Origin of the sequence: Streptomyces nanhaiensis (assembly GCF_046614825.1) — a bacterium.
GTDB lineage: Bacteria > Actinomycetota > Actinomycetes > Streptomycetales > Streptomycetaceae > Streptomyces > Streptomyces radiopugnans.
Genome location: NZ_JBKJFM010000040.1, coordinates 1 through 24,144, shown reverse-complemented (window position 1 = coordinate 24,144; position 24,144 = coordinate 1). Strand labels below are relative to the sequence as shown.

The 24,144-nt window shown below is 75.4% G+C and carries 27 protein-coding genes; 19 read left to right on the top strand and 8 right to left on the bottom strand.

Features of this window, described 5'->3' with window-relative positions:
* Window positions 1-230: 230 nt before the first annotated feature.
* The gene (locus ACLIYP_RS12130) at window positions 231-470 is read right to left on the bottom strand and encodes a hypothetical protein (RefSeq protein WP_412713147.1); all 240 of its coding nucleotides are present in this window, start codon (window positions 468-470) and stop codon (window positions 231-233) included.
* Between the two features lie 262 nt (window positions 471-732).
* Between ACLIYP_RS12130 and ACLIYP_RS12125 the strand changes: the two genes are divergently transcribed.
* Window positions 733-1,338: a GNAT family N-acetyltransferase gene (locus ACLIYP_RS12125; protein WP_412713146.1), complete on the top strand. Its 606-nt coding sequence runs from the start codon at window positions 733-735 to the stop codon at window positions 1,336-1,338.
* On the opposite strand, the gene ACLIYP_RS12120 is transcribed toward ACLIYP_RS12125, so the two are convergent.
* On the bottom strand, window positions 1,325-2,359 hold the full coding sequence (locus ACLIYP_RS12120; RefSeq protein WP_412713145.1) for an Rv2578c family radical SAM protein: 1,035 nt from the start codon (window positions 2,357-2,359) through the stop codon (window positions 1,325-1,327). The genes ACLIYP_RS12125 and ACLIYP_RS12120 overlap by 14 nt on opposite strands.
* Before the next feature lie 202 nt (window positions 2,360-2,561).
* Here ACLIYP_RS12120 and ACLIYP_RS12115 point away from each other — a divergent pair, with 202 nt between their 5' ends.
* The 7 genes from ACLIYP_RS12115 (at window position 2,562) to ACLIYP_RS12085 (ending at window position 9,807) form a co-directional block, all read left to right on the top strand.
* On the top strand, window positions 2,562-3,020 hold the full coding sequence (locus ACLIYP_RS12115) for an SRPBCC family protein (RefSeq protein ID WP_412713144.1): 459 nt from the start codon (window positions 2,562-2,564) through the stop codon (window positions 3,018-3,020).
* 174 nt (window positions 3,021-3,194) lie between these two features.
* A complete protein-coding gene (locus ACLIYP_RS12110) occupies window positions 3,195-3,959 on the top strand; it encodes an SAM-dependent methyltransferase (protein ID WP_412713143.1) in 765 nt (254 codons plus the stop codon).
* 85 nt (window positions 3,960-4,044) lie between these two features.
* Window positions 4,045-4,881, top strand: coding sequence for a M55 family metallopeptidase (locus tag ACLIYP_RS12105; protein WP_093660017.1), 837 nt, complete (start codon window positions 4,045-4,047; stop codon window positions 4,879-4,881).
* Window positions 4,874-6,202, top strand: a complete 1,329-nt coding sequence (locus ACLIYP_RS12100; RefSeq protein ID WP_412713142.1) for a M20/M25/M40 family metallo-hydrolase — start codon at window positions 4,874-4,876, stop codon at window positions 6,200-6,202. Before ACLIYP_RS12105 ends, ACLIYP_RS12100 begins: the two co-directional genes overlap by 8 nt.
* An 85-nt stretch (window positions 6,203-6,287) precedes the next feature.
* On the top strand, window positions 6,288-8,321 hold the full coding sequence (locus ACLIYP_RS12095) for a prolyl oligopeptidase family serine peptidase (RefSeq protein ID WP_412713141.1): 2,034 nt from the start codon (window positions 6,288-6,290) through the stop codon (window positions 8,319-8,321).
* Window positions 8,318-9,268: a S66 peptidase family protein gene (locus tag ACLIYP_RS12090; protein ID WP_412713140.1), complete on the top strand. Its 951-nt coding sequence runs from the start codon at window positions 8,318-8,320 to the stop codon at window positions 9,266-9,268. Before ACLIYP_RS12095 ends, ACLIYP_RS12090 begins: the two co-directional genes overlap by 4 nt.
* Window positions 9,265-9,807, top strand: a complete 543-nt coding sequence (locus ACLIYP_RS12085; RefSeq protein WP_412713139.1) for a DinB family protein — start codon at window positions 9,265-9,267, stop codon at window positions 9,805-9,807. The genes ACLIYP_RS12090 and ACLIYP_RS12085 overlap by 4 nt, the downstream gene beginning before the upstream one ends.
* 32 nt (window positions 9,808-9,839) lie before the next feature.
* On the opposite strand, the gene ACLIYP_RS12080 is transcribed toward ACLIYP_RS12085, so the two are convergent.
* On the bottom strand, window positions 9,840-10,784 hold the full coding sequence (locus ACLIYP_RS12080) for an aminoglycoside phosphotransferase family protein (protein ID WP_412713138.1): 945 nt from the start codon (window positions 10,782-10,784) through the stop codon (window positions 9,840-9,842).
* A 168-nt stretch (window positions 10,785-10,952) separates the two neighbouring features.
* Between ACLIYP_RS12080 and ACLIYP_RS12075 the strand changes: the two genes are divergently transcribed.
* From ACLIYP_RS12075 to ACLIYP_RS12055, 5 genes are all read left to right on the top strand, one after another.
* Window positions 10,953-11,495 carry a DUF6624 domain-containing protein gene (locus ACLIYP_RS12075; protein WP_412713137.1) on the top strand — a complete coding sequence of 181 codons (543 nt, stop codon included), beginning with the start codon at window positions 10,953-10,955 and terminating at the stop codon, window positions 11,493-11,495.
* Between the two features lie 43 nt (window positions 11,496-11,538).
* On the top strand, window positions 11,539-12,246 hold the full coding sequence (locus ACLIYP_RS12070; protein WP_412713136.1) for a class I SAM-dependent methyltransferase: 708 nt from the start codon (window positions 11,539-11,541) through the stop codon (window positions 12,244-12,246).
* 28 nt (window positions 12,247-12,274) lie between these two features.
* Complete coding sequence (locus tag ACLIYP_RS12065) at window positions 12,275-12,919, top strand: 4'-phosphopantetheinyl transferase family protein (RefSeq protein WP_412713135.1); 645 nt, start codon at window positions 12,275-12,277, stop codon at window positions 12,917-12,919.
* Between the two features lie 47 nt (window positions 12,920-12,966).
* Window positions 12,967-13,197, top strand: coding sequence for a LapA family protein (locus ACLIYP_RS12060; RefSeq protein ID WP_412713134.1), 231 nt, complete (start codon window positions 12,967-12,969; stop codon window positions 13,195-13,197).
* Window positions 13,198-13,278: 81 nt separating this feature from the next.
* Window positions 13,279-14,202: an NADP-dependent oxidoreductase gene (locus tag ACLIYP_RS12055; protein ID WP_412713133.1), complete on the top strand. Its 924-nt coding sequence runs from the start codon at window positions 13,279-13,281 to the stop codon at window positions 14,200-14,202.
* Between the two features lie 192 nt (window positions 14,203-14,394).
* Here ACLIYP_RS12055 and ACLIYP_RS12050 read toward each other — a convergent pair whose 3' ends face one another.
* The 3 genes from ACLIYP_RS12050 to ACLIYP_RS12040 all read right to left on the bottom strand — a co-directional run bounded on the left by ACLIYP_RS12050 (window position 14,395) and on the right by ACLIYP_RS12040 (window position 16,939).
* On the bottom strand, window positions 14,395-14,739 hold the full coding sequence (locus ACLIYP_RS12050) for a VOC family protein (protein WP_093660001.1): 345 nt from the start codon (window positions 14,737-14,739) through the stop codon (window positions 14,395-14,397).
* 98 nt (window positions 14,740-14,837) lie between these two features.
* The gene (locus tag ACLIYP_RS12045) at window positions 14,838-15,647 is read right to left on the bottom strand and encodes a methyltransferase domain-containing protein (protein WP_412713132.1); all 810 of its coding nucleotides are present in this window, start codon (window positions 15,645-15,647) and stop codon (window positions 14,838-14,840) included.
* Window positions 15,648-15,739: 92 nt separating this feature from the next.
* Complete coding sequence (locus ACLIYP_RS12040; RefSeq protein ID WP_412713131.1) at window positions 15,740-16,939, bottom strand: baeRF2 domain-containing protein; 1,200 nt, start codon at window positions 16,937-16,939, stop codon at window positions 15,740-15,742.
* A 216-nt stretch (window positions 16,940-17,155) separates the two neighbouring features.
* On the opposite strand from ACLIYP_RS12040, the gene ACLIYP_RS12035 reads away from it, so the two are divergent.
* From ACLIYP_RS12035 to ACLIYP_RS12025, 3 genes are all read left to right on the top strand, one after another.
* Window positions 17,156-17,419 (top strand): DUF6158 family protein, encoded by a 264-nt coding sequence (locus tag ACLIYP_RS12035; RefSeq protein WP_093659995.1) that lies wholly within the window; start codon window positions 17,156-17,158, stop codon window positions 17,417-17,419.
* A 303-nt stretch (window positions 17,420-17,722) separates the two neighbouring features.
* Window positions 17,723-17,974: a hypothetical protein gene (locus ACLIYP_RS12030; protein WP_412713130.1), complete on the top strand. Its 252-nt coding sequence runs from the start codon at window positions 17,723-17,725 to the stop codon at window positions 17,972-17,974.
* A 77-nt stretch (window positions 17,975-18,051) separates the two neighbouring features.
* Window positions 18,052-18,570, top strand: a complete 519-nt coding sequence (locus ACLIYP_RS12025) for a ribonuclease FAU-1 family protein (protein ID WP_412713129.1) — start codon at window positions 18,052-18,054, stop codon at window positions 18,568-18,570.
* A 165-nt stretch (window positions 18,571-18,735) separates the two neighbouring features.
* Here the strand turns inward: ACLIYP_RS12025 and ACLIYP_RS12020 are convergent, their stop codons facing one another.
* On the bottom strand, window positions 18,736-19,707 hold the full coding sequence (locus tag ACLIYP_RS12020; RefSeq protein WP_412713128.1) for a TIGR03557 family F420-dependent LLM class oxidoreductase: 972 nt from the start codon (window positions 19,705-19,707) through the stop codon (window positions 18,736-18,738).
* A gap of 237 nt (window positions 19,708-19,944) precedes the next feature.
* On the opposite strand from ACLIYP_RS12020, the gene ACLIYP_RS12015 reads away from it, so the two are divergent.
* Window positions 19,945-20,808: a SigB/SigF/SigG family RNA polymerase sigma factor gene (locus ACLIYP_RS12015; RefSeq protein WP_412713127.1), complete on the top strand. Its 864-nt coding sequence runs from the start codon at window positions 19,945-19,947 to the stop codon at window positions 20,806-20,808.
* A 121-nt stretch (window positions 20,809-20,929) separates the two neighbouring features.
* Here ACLIYP_RS12015 and ACLIYP_RS12010 read toward each other — a convergent pair whose 3' ends face one another.
* Complete coding sequence (locus tag ACLIYP_RS12010; protein ID WP_412713126.1) at window positions 20,930-22,078, bottom strand: PAS domain-containing protein; 1,149 nt, start codon at window positions 22,076-22,078, stop codon at window positions 20,930-20,932.
* 254 nt (window positions 22,079-22,332) lie between these two features.
* Between ACLIYP_RS12010 and ACLIYP_RS12005 the strand changes: the two genes are divergently transcribed.
* Both ACLIYP_RS12005 and ACLIYP_RS12000 read left to right on the top strand, forming a co-directional pair.
* Window positions 22,333-23,088: an ANTAR domain-containing protein gene (locus ACLIYP_RS12005; RefSeq protein WP_412713125.1), complete on the top strand. Its 756-nt coding sequence runs from the start codon at window positions 22,333-22,335 to the stop codon at window positions 23,086-23,088.
* Window positions 23,089-23,195: 107 nt separating this feature from the next.
* Window positions 23,196-24,144, top strand: a 949-nt coding sequence (locus tag ACLIYP_RS12000; protein ID WP_412713124.1) for an aminotransferase class I/II-fold pyridoxal phosphate-dependent enzyme, incomplete at its 3' end; no start/stop codon positions are given.

Genomic DNA, 24,144 nt, shown 5'->3' with positions numbered 1-24,144 from the left:
AGCCCCGGTGGGGCCTTTCCGGGGCGGTGGAACCCTTCCGTGACGTAAGGGATGACATGGCTTTCGGGCTGCGAAACGCAGGCCGTTTCCGCGTCACGCCTTGTGAAGTGCGCCACAGGAGGTTTAGGAGATGGCGCTTCGAAGGCAGAGGTGGGGGAGCGTGCGGTGTGCCGGGCACCCGGCGCCGCCCGGCCCCGCGGCCCGGGCCGGAGCGCGGGCCGGGGAGACCGTCAGTAGCTCCACCAGCTTCCCTCGGAGGGCTGCGGAATCCAGGTGTAGATGCCGCTCTCGGCGGGGCCGCGCCGCCACACCGCCCTGACTCGTTCGGCCGGATACTCCTCCAGGCAGTCCCACACGCCCAGGGCGTCGGTGTCCTCGATGACGATCTGGCCGTCGGCGGTGCGCCCGGCGCGCCCGGCCTCGACCAGTCTCTCCCGGCCATCCGTGAGTTGCAGCTTGAAGACGGCCATCCCTGATGCCTTTCCCCCGGCGGGACCGCCGTGCGGTGGCGGCGGACCGCGGGTCTTTGCGGTGTCTGCGGTGTGGTTGGGGGCGGGCCACCCCCGAGGCTCCGGACGACGACGGAGCGGTGGCCCCGGAGGTGGCGTGGAAGCAGGCCGACCATGTCGGCGAGCGGCTTTACTCTAACGCAGGGGGAGGGTTGCACCGACTCCTCGCACCCCGGTGGAGGCGTCCGAACGGGGCAGTGGAACGGGAAACGAGGGAGTGCCGGTGAGCGGAGGGGAGCCCGTGTGCGTACGGGAGGCGGCCGAGGCGGATCTGGAGGCGGTGGCGGCCCTGCGGGTGCGGGGCTGGCGGTACGCGTACCGCCGTCTGATGCCCCGTGAGTACCTGGAGGGGATGGACGCAGCCGCGTACGCCGCCCGGCGCCGGGCGGACTTCGCCGCGACGCGCGAGACGGTCACCGACCTGGTCGCGGTGGACGGCGGCGGCCGCGTCACCGGCTGGGCGGCCCTCGGGCCGTGCCGGGGGGACGGCAGCGGCGGTGGCGGCGTCTGCGGCGGCGTCTGCGGAGACGGCGGGGACGGCGAGGGCTGCCGCGACGGCGAGCTGTACGCCCTGTACGTCGAACCGGAGCGCATCGGCTCGGGCCTCGGGCGCGCGCTGCTGGCGGATGTGGTGCGGCGGGCGGAGGCGCGCCGGATGCGCCGGCTCCGGCTGTGGGTGGTGGAGGGCAACGCGCGGGCCCGCCGCTTCTACGAGGCGGCGGGCTTCGCCCCGGACGGGGTGAGGTCCCTCTTCGACGCGGGAGGGACGCCCGTGGCCGAGGTGCGCTACTCGCGCGGGCTGCGCGGGGCGGACCTCACAGCAGGGTGAGCTGGGTCGGGCCCGCTTCGGGCTCGGGGGCGCACCGCGGTGCGCCGACGCCCCGGTGCGCCCCCGGCCGGGACGGCCCGATGCCGTACTCCTCCGCCAGCTCGTGCACCTGCCGGGTGATTCGGCGCTGGTACCACCTCGGTGCGTAGGCGCCGTCGGCGTACAGCCGCTCGTAGTGCCCCACCAGGCCCGGGTGGTGCCGGGCCAGCCAGGCGGTGAACCACTCGCGTGCGCCCGGCCGCAGGTGCAGGGCCAGCGGCGTGACGGAGGTCGCGCCCGCCGCCGCGATCGCCCGCACCGTCGCGCGGAGCTGAGCGGGGCCGTCGGAGAGGAACGGGATGACCGGGGCCATCAGCACGCTGCAGCCGATGCCGTGGTCGGTGAGGGCGCGCACCACGTCCAGGCGCCGCTCGGGGGCCGGGGTGCCGGGTTCCACCGTGCGCCACAGCTCCTCGTCCAGGAAGGCCACCGACACCGAGACGCCCACGTCCGCCACCGCACCGGCCGAGCGCAGCAGGTCCAGGTCGCGCAGGATCAGGGTCCCCTTGGTGAGGATGGAGAACGGGTTGGCGTGGTCGCGCAGGGCGGTCAGGATGCCGGGCATCAGCCGGTAGCGGCCCTCGGCGCGCTGGTAGCAGTCGACGTTGGTGCCCATGGCTATGTGGTGGCCCGGCCAGCGGGGGGAGGACAGCTCCCGGCGCAGCAGCCGGTCGGCGTTGGTCTTCACCACGATCTGGGTGTCGAAGCCGATCCCGGTGTCCAGGTCCAGGTAGCCGTGGCTGCGGCGGGCGAAGCAGTACACGCAGGCGTGGGAGCAGCCGCGGTAGGGGTTGACGGTCCATTCGAACGGCATCCGGGAGGCGCCCGGCACCCGGTTGATGATCGAACGGGCCCGCACCTCGTGGAAGGTGATGCCCGCGAACTCCGGGGTGTCGACCGTACGCGTGACCACGTCCGGGCCGAAGAGGGCGGCCGTGCCGCTCGCGTCCGGTCCGTCCCGGTGCAGATTGTCCCAGCGCATGCGACCTCCTCGTTCCGCCCGCACAAGAATAGAACATCTGTTCCTATTGGTGGTAACCCCGATTTGGGCGGGCGCGTCGCGGGTGGTTGGCTGGCGCCGGCGGCCGCCGCGACGGCCGGCGGGCCACCGGGCCACCGGGGCGCCAGGGCCGCCGGGACCCACCGGAACCAGCAGGACCCACCGGAACCACCAGGGAGAAGCCATGGCGCAGGTCGAGGCCACCACGCAGCGCGAGATCGCGGCCCGCCCGGAGGAGGTGTTCGACGCGCTCGCCGACTACAGCGGCACCCGCGGCAGGCTGCTGCCCGGGCAGTTCGGCGAGTACGAGGTGCGCGAGGGCGGCGACGGCAAGGGCACGCTCGTCCACTGGAAGCTCCAGGCGACCTCCAAGCGGGTGCGCGACTGCCTGATGGAGGTGGACGAGCCCATGGAGGGGCAGCTGGTCGAACGCGACCGCAACTCCTCGATGGTCACCACCTGGACCGTCACCCCGGGCTCGGCCGAGGGCACCTCGCGGGTCACCGTCACCACCGCGTGGAAGGGCGCGGGCGGCGTCGGCGGTTTCTTCGAGCGCGCCTTCGCGCCCAGGGGGCTCGCCCGCATCTACGGCGAACTGCTCGCCAACCTCGCCGCCGAGACCGAGGGCCGGACGGGCGCCTGACCGCCCCGCCCGCCCCCTGCACGCCTCCGCGGGCACCCCGGCGCACGCCCCCTCCCCGCGCCCGCCGCCCGGACCGGACGCGCCCGGATGCACGAACCGCGCCGGACGGGGTAGGCGGGCTCTCCCGGCGGCCGTGACCCCGCGGCCCGCAGAACGGACGAGGGAGAGACCCCCGTGAACGCCACGCTCGAAGACGGCGGCTCCTCGCAGGGCATCTGGAGCACCGACCCCGCGATCACGGCCGCCGTGCACATGCCGATATTCGAGAAGCACTTCGACCCGGACCTGCCGCTGGTCGACGCCGACTGCGGCAACGGCGCCCAGACCGTCTTCCTGGCCGGACGCTTCCGCCCCTGCGTCGGGATCGACCGCTCGGCCGCCGTACTGGAACAGGCCCGGACGGCGGTGGGGGAGGGGGAGGGCGGTCGCAGTGCCCCGGACTTCCGGCAGCTCGACGCCGCCGACCCCGACGCGATGCGGGGCCTGCACGACGAACTGGGCGACGCCAACGTCTACCTGCGCGGCGTCCTCGGGCGCAGCGGACCCGCCGGCCGCGCCCGCGTCGCCGAGTCCGTCGCCGCGCTCGTCGGGGAGCGCGGCCGCGCCTTCGTGGTGGAGGCCGCGCCCGAGGCCAGCGCGGCCCTGGCGCAGGGGGCGGGGGCCGCCCACCCCGCCGAGCTGCCCGGCCCCCTCGACACACCCGGCCTCTCCGATCTGCCGCACATGTCGAACGCCCCCCGGGACCACACCGGACCGGGCGCCCCGCAGGGCCCCGCGGGAGAGCCGGCCGAACCCGCCGAACCCGCCGGGCCGTTCGTCGCGGCCGGGCTGCGGGTGCTCGCCGGCGGCTCGCTCCCGCTGTCCACGACGGACTTCGAACCGGACGGCTCGCGCCTGGACCTGCCGTCGAACTGGCTGGTGGTGGGCCGCGGCGAGTGACGCCAGAGGTTCGGACCGGTGACACCGGTCCGGCGGCCCACCCTGGTCTTTGACGCGGCCCGGGCTGCGCGTAACGTGGCCTTCCATGACGAAGATCCTGATCAGCGCCGACATGGAGGGCGCCACGGGGGTGACCTGGCCCGCCGACGTCCTGCCGGGGACCCCGCAGTGGGAGCGCTGCCGTCCGATGTTCACCTCCGACGTGAACGCGGCGATCGCCGGGTTCCTCGACGGCGGCGCGGACGAGGTGCTGGTCAACGAGGCGCACTGGACCATGCGCAACCTGCTGCTGGAGAAGCTGGACGACCGCGCCCAGATGCTCACCGGCCGCCACAAGTCGCTCAGCATGGTCGAGGGCGTCCAGCACGGCGACGTCGACGGCATCGCCTTCGTCGGCTACCACACGGGCGCCGGAGCCGAGGGCGTCCTCGCCCACACCTACCTCGCCAACTCCCTCACCGGCGTGTGGCTGGACGGCGAGCGGGCCAGTGAGGGCCGCCTGAACGCCGCGGTGGTGGCCGAGTACGGCGTCCCCGTCGTCCTGGTCACCGGCGACGACCGCACCTGCGACGACGCACGCGGCTACGCCCCCGCCGCGCGCGGCGTCGCCGTCAAGGACTACGTCTCCCGCTACGCCGCCGTCTGCCGCACCCCCGCCCGCACCGCCGCCGACATCCGCGCGGCGGCGAAGGAGGCGGTCGCCCTGGCGGTGCGCCACGAGCCCACCGGACCCCGGCCCCGTACGGTCGAGATCGAGTTCGACGCCGAGCACCTGGCCGGCGCGGCCACCGTCGTGCCCGGCGTGGAGCAGACGGGTGAGCGCCGGGTGGCGTACACATCGCCGTCCATGTACGAGGGGATCCGCACCTTCAAGGCGGTCACCACCGTCGTCTCTGCCGCAGTGGAGGAGCAGTATGGCTGAGCGCATCGACAACCGGGCACTCGACGAGGCGGTCGCCTTCACCTCGGAGCTGATCCGCATCGACTCCGTCAACCTCGGCAACGGCGACGGCACCGAGCGCAAGGCCGCCGAGTACGTCGCCGGGAAGCTGTCCGACGCCGGGATCGAGCCGGTGGTGCTGGAGAAGGTCCGCGGCCGCACCAACGTCGTCGCCCGCATCGAGGGCACCGACCCCTCCGCCGACGCGCTGCTCGTCCACGGCCACCTGGACGTGGTGCCCGCCGAGCCCGCCGACTGGACCGTCCACCCCTTCTCCGGCGAGGTCCGCGACGGCGTGGTCTGGGGCCGCGGCGCGGTCGACATGAAGAACGCCGACGCGATGGTCCTCGCGGTCGTCCGCGCCTGGGCCAGAGCCGGGGTGCGCCCCCGCCGCGACATCGTCCTCGCCTTCACCGCCGACGAGGAGGACACCGGCCAGTACGGCGCGGACTTCCTCGCCCGCGAGCACCCCGGGCTGTTCGAGGGCTGCACCGAGGGCATAAGCGAGTCCGGCGCCTACACCTTCCACGCCGGCGGCGGCCTGCAGCTCTACCCGATCGCGGCGGGCGAGCGCGGCACCGCCTGGATGGAGCTGACCGCCACCGGCCGGGCCGGGCACGGCTCCAAGGTCAACCGCGCCAACGCGGTGAGCCGGCTGGCCGCCGCGGTGCACCGCATCGGCGAGCACGACTGGCCGGTGCGGCTGTCGAAGACGGTGCGCGCCGCCCTCACCGAGCTGTCCCGCCTCAACGGGCTGGACGCCCCCGACTTCGACGCCCCCGACTTCGACGTGGACACCCTGCTGACCAAGCTGGGCCCGTCCGCCAAGCTGGTCGAGGCCACCGTGCGCAACAGCACCAACCCCACCGGCCTCAAGGCTGGCTACAAGATCAATGTCATCCCCGGCACCGCCGAGGCGCACGTGGACGGGCGGATGCTCCCCGGCACCGAGGAGGAGTTCACCGCCACCATCGACGAACTCACCGGCCCGGACGTGGACTGGAAGTTCTACCACCGCGGCCCGGCCCTCCAGGCGCCGGTCGACTCGCGCACCTTCGCCGTGCTGCGCGAGTCCCTGGAGCACTTCGACCCCGACGCCCACGTCATCCCGTTCTGCATGACCGGCGGCACCGACGCCAAGCAGTTCGCGGAGCTGGGCATCGTGGGCTACGGCTTCACCCCGCTGAGGCTGCCCGAGGGGCTGAACTACCAGGCGATGTTCCACGGCGTCGACGAGCGCGTCCCCGTGGACGCCCTCCACTTCGGCGTCCGGGTCATGGACCGCGCCCTGTTCGCCCTCTGAGCCCGGGGCGGCCCCGGCCCGCCCCGGCCGCGCCGCTTTCCCCTTTCCCCGAACAACCCGCCGAGCCCGCGAGGAGCCGCGCACGATGACGTACGCCACCGCCCCGTACGGCACCTGGGAGTCCCCGATCGACGCCCGCCTGGTCGCCGCGCACGACGGCCACCCCGAGTACGCGGGCACCGTCGGTGCCGAGGTGTGGTGGACCGAGCCCCGCCCCGCCGAGGGCGGCCGGCGTGCGCTGATGAGGCTGCGCCCGGACGGATCCGGCCCCGCCGAGTCGGTGCTGCCCGAGCCGTGGAACGTCCGCAGCCGGGTGATCGAGTACGGCGGACGCCCCTGGGCCGGGGCCGCGCGCGCGGAGGGCGGGCCGCTGGTCGTCTTCGTCCACCACGCCGACCAGCGGATGTACGCCTTCGAACCGGACGCCCCCCGAGCCGAGCCGCGCCCCCTGACCCCCGTCTCGGCTCTCGGCGAGGGCCTGCGCTGGGCCGACCCGGTGGTGCTGGCCGACCGGGGCGAGGTGTGGTGCGTGCTGGAGGAGTTCACCGGCGAGCGGCCCACCGACGTACGCCGGGTGATCGCGGCCGTGCCCCTGGACGGCTCGGCGGCCTTCGACCGCTCCCGGATCCGCGAACTGACCGGCGACGCCGACCGCTTCACCACCGGCCCCCGCCTCTCCCCGGACGGGCGGCGGGCGGCGTGGCTGGTGTGGGACCACCCCCGGATGCCCTGGGACGGCACGGTCGTCCGCCTCGCCGACGTCACCGCCGAGGGATCCTTCGACGACGTCCGCGCCGTCGCCGGCGGCGTCCGGGAGTCGGTGGCGCAGGTCGGCTGGGCTGCGGACGGCTCCCTGCTGTACAGCGGCGACGCGAGCGGCTGGTGGAACCTGTACCGGCTGGACGCCGCTGCCGCCGGCGGGGCGGACGGAAGCGGCGGGACGGGTGCGGCCACCCCCCTGTGCCCGCGCGAGGAGGAGTTCGGCGGACCGCTGTGGAAGATCGGCCACCAGTGGTTCCAGCCGCTGGAGGACGGCACGGTCGCCGTCCTGCACGGCCGCGGCTCCCTGCGCCTTGGCATCCTGGACCCGGCCACCGGCGAACTGGCCGACGCCCCCGGCCCGTGGACGGAGTGGGCCCCGGCCCTGGCCGCCGCGGGCACCCGCGTCATCGGCGTCGCCGCGAGCCCGCGCAGCGCCTACGAGGTCGTGGAACTGGACACCCGCACCGGCCACACCCTGGTCGTCGGCTCCGCCCACACCGACCTGGTCGACCCGGCCTACTACCCCGACCCCGTCGAGCGCGTCTTCACCGGCCCGGACGGCCGCGAGATCCACGTCCACCTGTACCCCCCGCGCCACCCCGCCGCCGGCGCCCCCGACGGCGAGCTGCCGCCGTACGTGGTGTGGGCCCACGGCGGGCCCACCGGACGTGCGCCCCTCGTACTGGACCTGGAGATCGCCTACTTCACCTCGCGCGGCATCGGCGTGGCGGAGGTGAACTACGGCGGCTCGGCGGGCTACGGCCGCGCCTACCGCGACCGGCTGCGGGAGCGCTGGGGCGTGGTCGACGTCGAGGACTGCGCCGCCGTCGCCCGCGCCCTGGCCGCCGAGGGCACCGCCGACCCCGCCCGGCTGGCCATACGCGGCGGCAGCGCGGGCGGCTGGACCACCGCCGTCTCCCTCACCTCGCCGCTGACCGAGGGCCTGTACGCCTGCGGGACCATCAGCTACCCCATCCTCGACCTGGCCGGCTGGGCGACCGGCGAGACGCACGACTTCGAGTCGCAGTACCTGGTCTCCCTCGTCGGCCGCGCCGAGGAGCACCCCGAGCGCTACCGCGACCGCTCGCCCGTCCACCACGCCGACCGCGTCACCGCCCCCTTCCTGCTGCTCCAGGGCCTGGACGACGTGATCTGCCCGCCCGCCCAGTGCGACCGCTTCCTGGCCGAGGTCGCCGGGCGCGGGGTGCCGCACGCCTACCTCGCCTTCGAGGGCGAGAGCCACGGCTTCCGCAGGGCGCAGACCATCACCCGGGCCGTGGAGGCCGAACTCTCCCTGTACGCGCAGGTCTTCGGCTTCGACCGGCCGGACGTCCCCAGGCTGGAGCTCACCACGTGACGCACCCCTCACCCCCTCGCCCCGCCCTCACCCGGCCCCGGCGGCTGCGCCCCGGGGACCGGGTGGCGATCGTGGCGCCCAGCGGACCGGTGGAGCGCGAGCGGCTGGACGCCGGGGTGGACGTACTGCGCGGCTGGGACCTGGACCCGCAGGTCATGCCGCACGTCCTGGACGTCCACCCGCGCCTGGACCACCTGGCGGGCACCGACGCCGACCGTGCCCGCGACCTGACCGACGCCTGGTGCGACCCGTCCGTCGCGGCCGTCCTCGCCGCCCGCGGCGGCTACGGCGTCCAGCGGATGCTCGACCTGGCCGACTGGGACGCGATGCGCGCGGCCGGCCCCAAGCCCTTCGTCGGCTACAGCGACCTGACCGTGCTGCACGAGGCGTTCGCGACCCGGCTGGGCCTGGCCACCCTGCACGGCCCGATGCCCGCCACCGTCTCCTTCCTCAAGGACGGCCCCACCCAGGAGCATCTGCGCGCCACCCTCTTCGCACCGGAGACGGTCACGGCGATCACCTCCCCGGCCGCCCGCACACTGGTGCCCGGCCGGGCGTCCGGCACCACCTACGGCGGCTGCCTGTCGCTGCTGGCCGGCCAGACCGGCGTGCCGGGGCGGGACCGCGCCCGCCCGGACGGCGGCATCCTGCTGCTGGAGGACGTCGGCGAGCCGCCGTACCGCCTGGACGGCTACCTCACCCATCTGCTGCGCTCCGGCGAACTGGACGGCGTGGCGGGAGTGGTGCTCGGCTCCTGGCACGACTGCGGCCCGTACGAGCCGGTCCGCGAGGTGCTGCTGGACCGGCTCGCCCCGCTGGGGGTGCCGGTTGTGGAGGAGATGGGTTTCGGGCACGGCCCGGCGACCCTGACCGTGCCACTCGGGGTCCGTGCCACCCTGGACGCCGACACCTGCACGCTCACGCTCCAGGAGCCCGCCCTCGTATGACGGACGACGCCTCCGCGGCCGGCGCCGCCCCGCTGCCCGAGCCGCCGGGCTCCACCCCGCCGGACCCGCACGAGATGGCCTCGGCCTACCTCGACTACTACCGCGACACCGTCCTGCGCAAGCTCGGCGGGCTGTCCGAGGCCGAACTGCGCGGCAGCCGGCTGCCGTCGGGCTGGAGCCCGCTGGAACTCCTGTGGCACCTGGCCTGCGTCGAACGCAGGTGGTTCCGCTGGGGATTCACCGCCGAACCGCTCCAGGACCCCTGGGCCGACCAGGACGAGGCGGGCCGCTGGCGCGTGCCCGGCCACATGGCGGTGCAGGACGTGGCGTCGCGCTTCCGCGCCGAGTGCGCCCGCTCCCGCGAGATCACCGCCGGTGCCGCCTTCACCGACCGCGCGGCGGTCGGGGGCCGCTTCGCGGACGAGCGGGAGGCCCCGACCCTGGCCTGGATCCTCTTCCACGTCCTGCAGGAGTACGCCCGCCATGCGGGCCACCTCGACATCGTGCGGGAACTGGCGGACGGCGCCACGGGCGAGTAGCCCCTCGCCTCCCCGGGGGCTGCAGACGGGAGCTACAGGCCCGCGAGGTCCGCCAGGGTGCGCACCTGGGCCATCATCGCCGTGCCCGCCTCCAGGCCGCCGCCCTCGGCCACGGCCCACAGCGCCGACTCCACGCGGCGGGCCACCGCCCACGCCATCAGCCGCCCCGCGTCCTCGCCGAGCGCGCCGGCCACCAGCGAGCACCGCGCGGCGACCACGTCACGCGGGACGGGCTGCCCGAAGGCGTAGCCGATCTGCTCGACCAGCGGCCAGGGGTCGTACAGCGGATCGCCGGTCATCGGCTTGGCGTCGATCGCCAGCCAGGGCCGCCGTCCGGCGGCCAGGACGTTGCCGGGGTTGAGGTCGCCGTGCACCACCGCCTCGCGGGCGGCCGTCCCCGGCAGCTCGCGCAGCAGCCGCACCCCCAGCGCCACCAGGGCCGGATCGAAGCCGGGAGGCCGCAGCCGCGCCATCCGCCCCTCGGCCAGATCCGCCCACCCGGCGGTCACCTCCGCCACCGTCTCCAGCTCCGCGTCCGGCGGCACGGGCGCGCTCCACAGCTCGCGCAGCACCTCCGCCCCGGCCAGCAGCCGCTCCTCGGCGGGCAGTTGCGCGGCCCGGCCCAGCTCGGTGCCCGGTACGCAGCGCTCCAGCAGCAGCGCGTACCGCCCGGCGTCGTGCTCGTACAGCCGCACCGCGCCCCGGCCGCCCCACAGCCGCAGGGCCTCGCCCTCCCCAGCCGCCTCCCGGTGCGGCCAGCTCACCTTGAGCACCGCCTCCGAGCCGTCCGCGCGCCGCACCGGCGCCACCCACGAGACGCTGCCCCCGGCGAACGGCTCACCGGGCACCAGCTCCCACCGTTCGGCCAACTCACCGATCAGGGCGGGCAGTCGGCCCAGCCACTCGGGCCCGCCCGGGTAACCGGAGACGGTCCTCACCACGGGCAGGCCGGGCGGCACCAGGTCGGCGGGCGTCATGGGGGCGAGCATAGGCCGGGACGGAGGGGGCCGGGGGCGTGTGTCCATTCTCGCCGTTCGGACCCCCTCCGTCACCGTTCCCCGGAACGATCCTCCCGCCGTCCGCCGCGCCTACCGTTGGCACCGGCGGGACCGACCCGCCCGGCCCGGCGGAAGGAGAGCGAGGACATGGGGGACAGGGCGGCGGCGCCCGGCGGCATCCCGGAGGACGTGGCGGCCGAACTGCGCGCGATGAAGCGGGAGCAGAGCCGCTCGGCGCACCTGGGGCTCAGCGACGACTTCGCCGAGCAGCTCGCCTGGCGCAGACTGACCGCCGAGCACGGTGACCGCCTGGAGCGGATCCTGGACGAGTACGGCTGGCCGACCGAGGCGGGCGCCGGCGAGGAGGCCGCCACCGGCGCCTGGCTCGTCGCCCAGCACGCCGACCGCCAACTCGGCCTCCAGCGCCGCGCGCTGAGCCTGCTGGAGCGGGCCGTGGCCGACGGCGGGGCGAGCCCGCGCCACCTCGCCTTCCTCCGCGACCGCGTGCTGGTCAACGAGGGCCGCCCGCAGATCTACGGCACCCAGATCGCGGGCGTGCGCGACGGCGCCCCCGTCCCCTGGCCGTGCGCCGACCCCGACCCCGCCCGGGTGGACGCCCTGCGCGCCGAGGTGGGCATCGCGCCCTTCGCCGAGCACACCGCCCGCCACGCGCCCGGCGGGCCGCGCTGAAAACCCGGGGCGGACCGTACGCGCCGCATGCCACGATCGGCCCATGACCGCCACCGAGCCCTGGATGATCGACGAACTCGCCCATGCCGGTCCCGAGCATCTGGACCCCGCCTTCGTGGCCGGATTCGACCGCAAGCAGGGGCACCCCGACCCGGCGCCGGACATCGACGCGCTGCGCCGCCACGGTGTGGGGAGGGACGCCGCCGTGGTCGACCTGGGCGCCGGGACCGGGCGGTTCGCGCTGGCCGCGGCCCGTGAGTTCACCCGGGTGGTGGCCGTGGACGTCTCGCCCGCGATGCTGGACCACCTGCGGGCGCGGGCCGGGCGGGAGGCGGCGGCGAACCTGGAGTGCGTCCGGGCCGGCTTCCTCGGCTACGAGCACACCGGGCCGCCCGCCGACGCCGTGCACACCCGGCACGCCCTCCACCAACTGCCGGACTTCTTCAAGGCGCTGGCGCTGGACCGCATCGCCCGCATGCTGCGGCCCGGCGGTGTGCTCCGCCTGCGCGACCTCGTCCTCGACTTCCGGCCGGGTGAGGCCGGGCAGGTGCTGGAGGAGTGGATGGCGGGCGCGGCCGGCGATCCCGCGCTCGGTTACACCCGCCAGGACTACGCCGAGCACCTGCGCACCGAGTACAGCACCTTCCGCTGGCTGCTGGAACCGATGCTGGAGACGGCCGGATTCGAGATAGTGGAGGCGGAGTACGAAGGGCGCCTCTTCGGTGCCTACACCTGCGTCAGACGTCCCTGACGGGCGGCGCGACACCCAAGGAGGCGGGTTGAAGCTGCACGTACTGCGCGTGTCCGAGCACGCGGCCGGCGTACGCGACGGGGCGGTGCTGTCCGAGGAGGAGCGGGCCCGCTGCGCGGCGTTCGTCCGGGAGGCCGACCGGGACCGCTACCGGGTCGCCCACACGGCCCTGCGTCTGGAACTGGCCGCGGTCCTGGGCACCGACCCCGCCGCCGTCCCCCTCACCCGCGAGCCGTGCCCGCTGTGCGGCGGGCCGCACGGCCGCCCGGCCGTGCCCGGCAACCCGGTGCACTTCTCGCTGTCGCACGCCGGCGACGTGGTGCTGATCGCCCTCGACGGCGCTCCCGTCGGCGCCGACGTGGAGGCCCACCCCACGGCCGCCGTCGTCGCGGAGACCGTCTCCGCCCTCCACCCGCGCGAGCGCGCCGAGATCGGCAGGCTGGCACCGGCCGACCGCCCGGCCGCCTTCGCCCGCTGCTGGACGCGGAAGGAGGCGTACCTCAAGGGCACCGGCGCCGGCCTGGGCGAGGATCCGGGCGCCACCTACGTCGGCAGCCTCGCGACCCCCGCCGAGGTCCCCGGCTGGGAGCTCACGGACGTGGCCGCGCCCGAGGGCTACGCGGCGGCCGTGGCGCTCGCCGTCCCCCGTACGGGGGAGGAGAGCACTCCGTAGGGACTGCCCGCCGGGCGGGCGGCGGCCCCCGCGCCCAGGGTGGGGACATGAGCACACACAGGAGAACGGGCGACGGGGGCGCGCGCGGCTTTCTGACCCCGGGCCGGGTGCTGGTACTGCTGCTGCTGGCCGCCACCTTGGTCTTCATCTTCCAGAACACCGCGCAGACCGAGATCAGGCTGCTGGTCCCGATCGTGACCATGCCGCTGTGGGTGGCGCTGCTGATCCCCGGTGTGATCGGGCTGCTGTCCGGGATGTACCTGGTGCGGCGCAGATAGCGGACGGCGCGGTGCCGCCGTTCGCGCGCCTGCCGGGGGGAGGGGGGAATGATCTTCTCGGGCGGGGAAGTTGTGCGGGGTATGAAGGCAATCGTTTTGAACGAGTACGGCGGCCCCGACGACCTGACCCTCACCGACCTGCCCGAGCCCAAGGTGGGGCCCGACGCGGTCCTGGTACGGGTGAAGGCGGCCGGGGTGAACCCGGTGGACTGGAAGGTCGGGGCGGGCTACCTCGACCCGGTCCTCGACACCCGCTTCCCGCTGGTGCCCGGCTGGGACGTGGCGGGAGTGGTGGAGCGGACCGGCCCGGACGCGAAGGAGTTCGCCCCCGGCGACGAGGTGATCGGGTACGTCCGCAAGGACTGGGCGCAGAACGGCACCTACGCCGAGCTGGTCGCCGCGCCCGTGCGCACCCTGGCCCGCAAGCCCGCCGCGCTGAGCTGGCGGCAGGCGGCGGGGCTGCCGCTGGCCGGGCTCACCGCGTACCAGTCGCTGAAGCGGCTGGGCGTGGGCGAGGGCGACACCGTGCTGGTCCACGCCGCGGCCGGCGGCGTCGGCTCGCTGACGGTGCAGATCGCGGCCGCGTGGGGCGCGCGGGTCATCGGCACGGCCAGCGAGCGCAACCACGGCTTCCTGCGGGAACTGGGAGCCGAGCCGGTCGTCTACGGCGAGGGGCTGGCCGACCGGGTGCGCGAGCTGGCGCCCGGCGGTGTGGACGCGGCCTTCGACTTCGTCGGCGGCGAGTCGATCGAGGTGTCGCAGCAGGTGCTCAAGGACTCCACGCGGGTGCTGTCGATCGTCGACGCCGAGGTGATGGCCAAGGGCGGTCACTACCTGTTCGTGAGGCCCGATCCGGCCGACCTCGCCGCCCTGGCGGACCTGGCCGACGCCGGGAAGCTGACGGTCGGCGTCGACCGTGCGGTGCCACTGGCCGAGACCGCCGAGGCGTGGCGGCTGAGCCAGTCCGGGCGGACCAGGGGGAAGGTCGTCATCGACGTCTCCTGACGCGGCCTCCGGGGTGAGCCCGCCGGGAGGCGGGCTCACCCTCACACCGGCCTACCGGCGGGCTCTTCCCCTCCGCCCGGCTACCGGCGGGCCCCTTCCTCCGCCCGCCTACCGGCGGGCCCCTTCCTCCGCCCGCCTACCGGCGGGCCCCTTCCTCCGCCCGCCTACCGGCGGGCCCCTTCCTCCGCCCGCCTACCGGCGGTCGACGTACTCGAATACCGAGCCATCAGGGTGGCGGGCCACCAGGTTCCGGCCGATGGGCGTGGACTGCGGGCCGGCGATGATCTCGGCGCCGACGGCCCGGAGGTCGGCCGCCGCCTCCTCCACGTCCCGCACCGCCAGCGTGGCGGTGACCTTGCTGAGGACCTCCATCGGCCCGGGCGGGCCGCTCATCAGCAGGAAGGGGCCGACCGCGGCCGCCGAGACGGGGCCCTGCGCGAACCGCATGGCCTCGGCACCGGTGAGCCGCTCGTACACGCCCGCCGCCGCGTCCAGGTCGTCGACACACACACGCAGCGCAGTACCCAGAATCTCCATGCGGGGGAGCCTAGTTGGGGGCGCGTACGGAGTCAGGCGCGCCCCGCCGGGCATCCCGTCCCGGCGCGGGGCCGCGCCGGGTCCGTGTCAGGACCGCCTCAGGCCCGGCACAGGATCTCCCCGTGCGGCACCGAGAACCATCCGCCGGGTTGCCCGCCCCACTCGTGCCAGGCGGCGGCGATCCGCTCCAGCCCCGCCCGGTCCGTGTGCCCGCCCTCGACGGCGAGGCGGGCGTAGGCGGAGCCGGTGGTGCGCTCCGCCCACAGGCCGCTCCACCAGGCTCGGTCCGCGTCCGTGGCGAAGCACCAGACGTCCGCGCCCGCGGTGACGTCCCCGAAGCCGGCCTCGCGGGCCCAGGAGAGCAGCCGGCGGCCCGCGTCCGGCTCGCCGCCGCCCGCCCGGGCGACCCGGTGGTACAGGTCGAGCCAGTCGTCCAGGCCGGGCACCAGGGGGTACCAGGCCATCGACGCGTAGTCGGCGTCGCGTGCGGCGACCACTCCGCCCGGGCGGCACACCCGGCGCATCTCGCGCAGCGCCGCCACCGGGTCGCCGACGTGCTGGAGCACCTGGTGGGCGTGGACGACGTCGAAGGAGTCGTCGGGGAAGTCCAGGGCGAGGACGTCCGCCCGCGCGAAGCGCACGTTCCCCAGGCCCCGGGCGGCGGCGGTGGACCGGGCCTCGGCCAGTACGTCCTCGGCCCGGTCCACGCCCACCACCTCCCCGGGCGCGACCAGGGCGGCCAGGTCCGCGGTGACGGTGCCCGGGCCGCAGCCCACGTCCAGCACCGACAGGCCCGGGGCCAGGGCGGGCAGGAGGTAGGCGGCGGAGTTGGCGGCGGTGCGCCACCGGTGGGAGCGCAGGACGGACTCGTGGTGGCCGTGGGTGTACACGGCGTTCGGTCTCGGCATGCGCGCACCGTACCGCGTCGTCTTGCCATTCGAGCAGAACTGTTCCGGAATATGGAATCAGGCGGTGTGGGCGGACCCGCCGCCCCGGTGCTCTACGACGGGGCCGAGCCGCCGGTCGAGCCCTCCGCCGGAGGCCCGCCGTAGGGCCAGCGCAGCAGCGCGCCGAGCCCGCCCACCGGCAGCCCTCCGGGGGTGCCGGGCTCCTCCGCGAGCGGCCCCACGGAGATCACCTCGGCGCCGGTCGCCACCGCCGACCGCAGCAGCGCGTCGTCGGCGCGGGCGCTGACGGGACGGGTCTCGCCCAGGTACTGCACGTCGGTGCGGCGCACCGCCACCTGGTCGGGCTCGTCGCCCACCCACACCTCGCGGTGCAGATCGGGCCCGTCGGGGCGGACCAGCAGGGTGGAGATGCGGTGCTCGCGGGCGGCGTCCACCAGCGCGGGCACCCCCTCGGCGGCGCCCACCCTTCCGTCGTCGGTCGGCACCCGCCCGGCCTGGAACCGCTCCATGGCCTCGGCGACGTGGCGGTGCGTGTAGGAGGCGCGGGCCGCCTCCACCTCCTTCTCCAGCTTCTCCTCGCCGGCCGCCGCGTTGCGGCCCGGGGCGCGCACCCCGTGCTCGGCGATGACGGCCGTGCCCCGGAACTCCGGGGCCAGCCGGTCGTGCACGGCGTGGCACTCGCGGGTGTCGCCGGCCAGGACCAGCACCTCGGCACCCGTCTCGGCCTGGCGCGTCCTCAGGTTCTCGGCGATGAGGCCGGCGTTGTGCTCCCAGGTGTTCTCCACCGAGTTCTGGAACCGCCGCTCGGACCAGTCGGCGTTCGGGGTGCGGTGCAGCGGCCAGTCGTCCCCCTGGATCTGGCCGGCCTCACGCCTGCCGAACGGACCCCGCAGCTCCAGGTCCGCACCGGTGCGGTCGATGCGGGCCAGCAGGCAGGTGGGGGCGGTGTCCGTCAGCTCCAGCAGCGGCGTGGTGTGCGGCAGCGGACCCCAGGTGGCGTGCGGGCCGCCGCTGGGCGCCCGGGCCAGCGCCGGGTCGAGCACCACCTCGCCCGCGGTGGCGAACAGCGCCCGCCCCGGCGAGGCCGAACTGCGCGGCAGCGCCAGGAGGGCGTCGTACACCGCCTTGCGGGTGCGCTCGTCCGCCCCCTGGCTCTTGAGCAGATCGTGGACCTCGCGGGCGGCGAGTTCGTGGCGGGCGGCCGCGTCCTCGGTCGTCCACGAGGTGTCGAAGTAGACCGAGGCCCAGGGGCCGGGACGGTCGAAGATCGGGCTCAGGAATCCGAGTTCCATCAGTCTCCTAACGAGGGGACCACCGGCTCCGGCCGGTGGGGGAATCGCTTCCCTGGCTTGTGGTGACTTCCTTTTCTCCCGCAAGGGACCGGTTCGGACCGGACCGCAGCCTTCGGGTCGGAGGCTCCCCCTCCGGGCGGGGGAGCGGAGTCACTGGCTCCCTCCTTGGAATCGCCGGTTTTCGGGTACCCGAACCGGTGCAAAAGACACAGGACGATGACGGAGAGCGCCGACCAAGGAGGCGATCGGACCATGGGCATGGGAGTCGACCCGGAGAAGCTGTCCGAGACCGCGCTGATCGAGGAACTGGAGTCCCTGCACCGCACCCGCCACGACACCCTGCTGCACGGCTCGTCGGACGCGCTCGCCGCGCACACCCGGCGCACCGCCGAGCTGGAGGGCGAGTACCTGCGGCGCCACCCCGACCGGGCCGTCTCGGCGGGCCGCACGAGGGAGGGCGCCCGGGCGCGCACCGAGTGAGGAACGCTGCGACGGCAGCGGGCCGGTGCGGCGGAACGCCGGTGGCGGCCCGGCGGTGGTGCGGTGGCGGCACGGTGGCGACCCCGTGACGGCCGGGTGAGCGGGTGTTTGCCCGCCGGGGGCGGGGGCACCCGGACCGCGGCCGAGCGAGCGGCCCTGTGGGGGAGTGAGAAGGCTCCGGGCACGGAGGTCAGGGACCGTGCCCGGAGCCGCTCCCGAACCCGGGTACCGCCCTTCTCCGGGCGGTACCCGTGGCCGCCGGCGAGGCTGTTAGGGCCCGCCGCCCCCGGGTACGCGGAACGCATGAGCGACGCAGCGCACGAGCACGGCAAGCGAGACGAGCGCGACGAGCGCGGTACGCGCGGCGGCAGCGGGCGCGAGGAGCGCGTCTCGGCCGCGGACCTGATCCCCGGCGAGGACCCGGACCAGCCCGCGACCCCGCCCAGGGTCCCGCCCGCCGGCCCCGTCGGCGGCACCAGGCCCCGCAGCCGCCCGGAAGCGGACGAGGAGGCGCACGGGACGGACGGTGGGGGAGCGGCCGGCGAAGGGCGGTAGCGCCCCGCGCAACCACACCGGGGGCGCACCCGGAAAACCGGGTGCGCCCCGTTCGCCCTGTCCGGGAGGGTGGGCCCATGAGTGATGCGCACACCGGCTCCGAAGCCACCCTGGCACCGGACGGCACGGTGACCGTGGTCCTGCACAAGTCCCGTGGCCGGCAGGTCCGTTACCCGGCGACCGTGGAGCGCGACGACGGCGTCCACGCCGTCGTGCGGGCCCCCTGGGCCGGGCCGCCGGTGCGCGATTTCGGCTTCGTCCGCTTCGAGAGCGGCGACGTGTTCACCGAGCACTACTGGCGCGACCGCTGGTTCTCGGTGAAGGAGGTGCGCGGCCCGGACGGCGCCCTCAAGGGCTGGTACTGCGACGTCACCCGCCCCGCCGCCGTCGCGGAGGCCACGCTGACCACGTGGGACCTGGAACTGGACCTGTGGGTGTCGTCCGACCGGTCCGCCGTACTGCGCCTGGACGAGGACGAGTTCGCCGAGAGCGGGCTGCCCGAGAGCGACCCGGACACGGCCGGCAGGGCCCGCCGCGCGCTGGACGAGCTCGAACGGCTCGTCCGCGAGGGCGGTTTCGACGCCCTGCTGAGCTGACCCCGGTCTTTCGTGAAGGGCTTCCGGGCGGTCTCCGGCCCGGGGCCCGCTCCGGGGGCCGGGCAGGCGAAGGGGGCACGGAGAGCCGCACCCTCTCCGCGCCCCCGTCCATGGGGCCCGCCCCGCGGCCGGCCCGCCCGGCGGCCGCCTGGCCGGCCTCCGGCGTCAGTCCTTCAGCCGCGGCAGGACGTCGGTCCGGTAGAAGTCGAAGAAGCCCCGCAGATCGGGACCGATCTGGTTGACGTGCACCACGTCGAACCCGGAGTCGGCGAACTCCCGCAGGGCGCGTACGTGCTCGTCGGGGTCGTCACCGCACGGCAGCCCGGAGCCGGCCACCACCTCCTCGGTCACCAGTCGCGAGGCCTGCTCGAAGTGGGCGGGAGTGGGCAGGACCTGCCCCAGCTCGCCGGGCAGGAACATGTTGGGCCAGCGGTGGTGGACGGTGCGCACGGCCTCGTCGCGGTCGTTGCCGTAGCAGACCTTCGTCCCCGCGAAGGCCGGGCCCTGCCCGGAGCCGCGGCCCCCGCCGCTGCGGCGGAAGCGCTCCAGGCCCTCCAGGTCGGGCATGGTGGTGATGAACCCGTCGCCCACCCGCCCGGCCAGTTCGATGGCGGCGGGGCCGAAGCCGGAGACGTCGATCGGCACCGGCTCGCCGGGCACGTCGTACAGCCGGGCGTTCTCCACGGTGTAGTGCCTGCCGTGGTGGCTGACCTCCTCGCCGGTCAGCAGGCGCCGGATGACGCCGATGGCCTCCTCCAGCATCTCCATCCGCACCGACGCCTGGGGCCAGCGGTCGCCGAGGACGTGCTCGTTGAGCGCCTCGCCGGTGCCCACGCCCAGCCGGAAGCGGCCGTCCAGCATCACCGCGCTGGTGGCGGCGGCCTGGGCGACCACCGCCGGGTGGAGGCGCACGGTCGGGCAGGTGACCGCCGTCTGGACGGGCAGCGAGGTGGCCCGGGAGATCGCGCCGATGACGGACCACACGAACGGACTGTGCCCCTGGACGCCGTTCCAGGGGTGGTAGTGGTCGGAGATCCACAGCGAGGTGAACCCGGCCTGCTCGGCCATCCGGGCCTGCTCCACCAGCTCGTTCGGTCCGTGGTCCTCGCAGGCCAGGAAGTAGCCGTACTCGGTCATCGAAGAGGTCCTCCACAGGTGCGGCGGTGCGGGCACCGGGTAACCGGGTGCCGGTGTGAAAAACATCGTTTGAAGGGGTGGGCCCCGGGCATCCGAACCCTCGTGCTTCGGACCGCAGGCACATCCGCGGGAGCGGTGGCATTCCCCGCCCCGGGTGTTTCGGCCCCGGTCCCCCCTGTGCCCGGTCCCGCGGTGATCCCCACAGAGCCACAGTCCACAGTTCGGGAGAGACCGCACATGACCCCCGTACGAGCACGAGCAAAGCACGCGCGGCACCCGCACGACGACGCCCCTGACACCACCGCCGAGTTCCAGCGCATCGCCGAGCTTCCGGACGGCCCGGAGCGAGAGGAGCTGCGGCAGCGGGTCGTGCGGGCCTGGATGCCGATGGCCGAGCGGCTGGCCCGGCACTTCCGCAACCGAGGCGAGTCCCTGGAGGACCTGGAGCAGGTGGCCGCCCTCGGCCTGGTGAAGGCGGTGACCCGCTACGATCCGGCGCGCGGCAGCGCGTTCGAGAGCTTCGCGGTGCCGACCATCGTCGGCGAGATCAAGCGGCACTTCCGCGACCACATGTGGGGCCTGCACGTGCCGCGCCGGGTGCAGGAGCTGCGCAACCGCGTACGCGCCTCCAGCCGCCAGCTCAGCCACTCCCTCGACGGCCGCACCCCCGGCGTCAGGGAGATAGCGGAACACAGCGGCCTGACGGAGGAGGAGGTGCGCATCGGCTCCGAGGCACTGGAGAGCTACAGCACCCTCTCCCTGGACGCGGAGCTGCCCGGCGCCGACGACGGCTACGCGCTGGTGGACACCCTCGGCAGCGCCGAGCCCGGCTTCGACCTCGTCGTCTACCGGGAGTCGCTCAAGCCCCGGCTGCGCAACCTGCCCGAGCGCGAGCGCAAGATCCTCTACCTGCGCTTCTTCTGCGACATGACCCAGAGCCGGATCGCCGAGCAGCTCGGCATCTCCCAGATGCACGTCTCCCGGCTGATCAGCCGCACCTGCAACCGCCTGCACGCCGAGGTCGAGGCGGATCTGGAGCGGGAGCAGACCGCCCCGGAGAACGAGCGCGAGCGCGCCTACGCGGGTTCCCGGGCCGCCTGACGCGCCGCCCGCCGGACCGGTGGCGAACCCTCCGCACCCCCGGCGTCCGCCGTACCCGCCCGAGCCGCGCGGGTACGGCGGACGTGCGCTCGGCGGCCCGCGGCCCGGCCCGCCGAGCGCCTCACAGACCGCGCAGCGCCAGGGCGACGTGGCGTGCGATCCGCTCCACGGCGCCGGCCTCCGCCAGTTCGAAGGCCCGGCGGCCACCGGTGCGCAGCAGCGTCAGCGCGCCGAGCACCGGGCCCTTCGCGCCGTCGGACAGCGGCACGCACAGCAGCGAGCCGACCTCGGCCCGTACCAGGACGGGGGCCCCGGCGGCGTCCCGTCCCAGGAGCCCGGGATCCTCCGGACGCACCCGCAGCGACGTGCCGCCGTGCCGCACCGCCTCCACCACAGGCGGCCAGGAGGACGGATCCTGCTCGGCGACCGCGTCGCGCAGCCGTCCGGCCGGGGCCAGGACGGCGGCCCGGCGCAGCGCGCCCCCGGGCACGGCGGCGTCGACGACCACCCAGTCGGCGAACCGGCCGTAGAGCACCTCCGCCACCCGCTGCGGCACCTCCTTGGGGGAGTCCGCCGCGAGCAGCGCCGTCGTCGTCCCGTCCAGCAGGTCCATCAGTTCGGCGCCGCGGGCGGCCTCGGACAGGTCGGGGCGGGGCGTTCGGCTCTCCGCCGCCGGGAGCGGCCCGGCGGGGACCGCGCCCGCCTGGGCACCTGGCCCGGCGGGCTGGAGGACGGCGAGGACGATCGTGCCCGGCTCGTGCGGGGGGTGCAGCGCCGTCAGGGTGGCCCGCAGCGTGGCACCGCCCTGCCGGGAGCCCGGCAGGCGGACGGTCAGGCCGCGGTCGCCCTCGCCGCGGGCGACGGCCGCCACCTGGGAGCGGAAGGCCGCCCGGGACTCGTGGGCCAGGGAACCGGTCAGCGCCCGCCCGGTGGCGTACCCGGCGCGCACCCCCAGCAGCCGCCCGGCGGCGGGGTTGCACCGCCGCACCACCGCGTCCCGGTCCAGCAGGGCCACCGCCACCGGCAGTCGCTGGAACAGGGTGCGCAGCAGCCGGTGCTCGTGGTGCTCCTCCCGGCCGCCGCGGTCCCGCTCGGCGGTCAGCTCCTCGCAGCGCGGCCACAGCACCTCGGCCGCGTACCGGAGCTCCAGGAGGGCGGCCTCCAGGGCGGGCAGCCGGTCGGACTCCGGCAGGGCACGCGCCGACCGCAGTTCCTCCACCCGTCGGCGGAAGTCCGCCAGCTCGGTTCCGAACTCCTCCGCCTGCGCCATGTACTCAACGTAACCCGCGGGCCGCCGGAGGTCTCGCCGGTCGCACGGAAAAAGTATTACTCATCACTCTTTGTTGGGATGATGGTGGTGGGAGAGGGTGCGCGGGAGTGATCCCGGGCGGCCCGCGCCCGCCCGGGGCGGCCGGTCGCGCCGGCCGTTTCCCGGTCGTCGTGCGGGGCAGCCGATCTCTCGAACCGGACGTTCTACGACCGGCCGGAACGGGCCGGAGAACAGGGAAAGGACCGGACAGCGCCATGCCGGACCGATGCGATGCGATGCCGTTCGAGTCCGCTCCGACCCGACCGGAGCCGGAGCTCGACGCCGCCTCGCCCGCCCGGAGCCTCGCCCGGCTGGCCGAACAGGTCGTCCACTCCACCCCCGGCTGCTGCGGCGCCACCGCCACCGCCCACACCGGCGGCGATCCGGCCGAGGGCACCACCGCCGTCACCCATCCGGACCTGTCCGCGCTCATCGCCGTCCAGTGGGAGGACGGGGACGGACCCGTGCCGCAGGCCCTGCGCACCGGGCGCCCCGCCGGCTCCGACGATCTGCTGCTGGACGACCGCTGGCCCGGCTACCGCGCCCGGGCGCTGGATATGGGGCTGCGCTCCGGCGCCGCCCTGCCGTACCGCCGGGACGGCCTCACCCTCACCGTCACCGTCCACGGCTTCCGGCCCCGCCCGCTGGAGGAGACCGTCCGCTGCCCGGCGGCGCTCCTGGGCGACCTGGCCGCCACCGGACTGGCCCGCGACCGCCGCCACCGAGCGGCGCTGGTGGAGACGGAGCAGCTCAGGGGCGCGCTGCGCAGCAGACCCGTCGTCGACCAGGCGTGCGGAATCGTGATGTACGTGCTCGGCTGCGACGCGGAGGAGGCGTTCGCCCTGCTGCGCGGGATCTCGCAGCACACCAACCGCAAGCTCTCCGACCTGGCCGGCGCCCTGGTGCGCACCCGGGGCCACGGCCTGGAACAGGAGCTCCGGCGATTCCGGGAGCGGTCCCGGAGGCCCTGAACCGCCCGGCGGCGGGGCCGGAGCGCAGCGGCGGCCAGGAGCGGAACCAGGAGCGGAAACAGGCAGGGGCGGCCGGCGGGCCGTCCCCGGACACGGCGGAGGCACGGATGCAGCAGACCCGACCCGAGGGCCCCACCCCCGCGGCCGTGCCCGCACCGGAACCGCGCGGCGCCCGGGAGACCGGCAACGGCCACGCCGAGTACGGCGCCGTGGCCGAGGCGGCCTGCGGGTACTGGGGGCGGCGCGGCCTGCCCACCGAGCCCGGACAGGTCGTGGCGGCCCCCACCGCGCCCCTGCTCCTGCTGGCACTGCTCGCCGCGGCCGAGCCCGGGACCGGGCCAGGGGGGAGCGAGGACGGCGGCGGGGTGGTACTGCCCAGGCCTGGTCCGGCCTGGCACGCCGACCAGGCCCGGCTGCTCGGCCGGCCGCTGCACCCCGTGCCCGTACCGGCCGAGTGCGGCGGGGTGCCCGATCCCTTCGCGCTGCTGGAGACCGTGGGCCGGGCCCGCGCGGCCGGCGGCGACCCGCGGGTGCTGCTGCTGTCCGTGGCCGACGGGCTGACCGGGACGGCCGCACCGCCCGAACTGCTGCACGAGGTGTGCGAGGCGGCCGTCCAGGAGGACCTGCTGATCATCAGCGACGAGAGCTGGCGCGACACCTCCCACGACCCCCACGACACGGTGATCGTCAGCCCCGCCGAGATCCTGCACCGGGCGGCCCGCCACACCGGCACCCACGCCCACACCGTCCACTCCGCCCATGCCCCCCACGGGGTGCGGGGCGCGTACGGCCCCTCGCCCGGCGCCGCCGACGAGGGATCCGGCCACGACTGCGTCGTGGTCCTCGTCGACCTCGGCGCCGACCCGGAGTACGCCTTCCGGCCCGGCACCGCCATGGGCGTGGCCCGGCTGCCGGCCACCGGGCGCGGGCGGGAACTGCGCGAGCGCACCCGCGCCGTCCTGAAAGCCCTGCGCGCACACCCCCGCGGCCGCGAGGTCACCGCCGCCGCCGAGGCGCTGGGCGAGGCGGAACCGCTGCGCGAGCACCGCGCCGCGG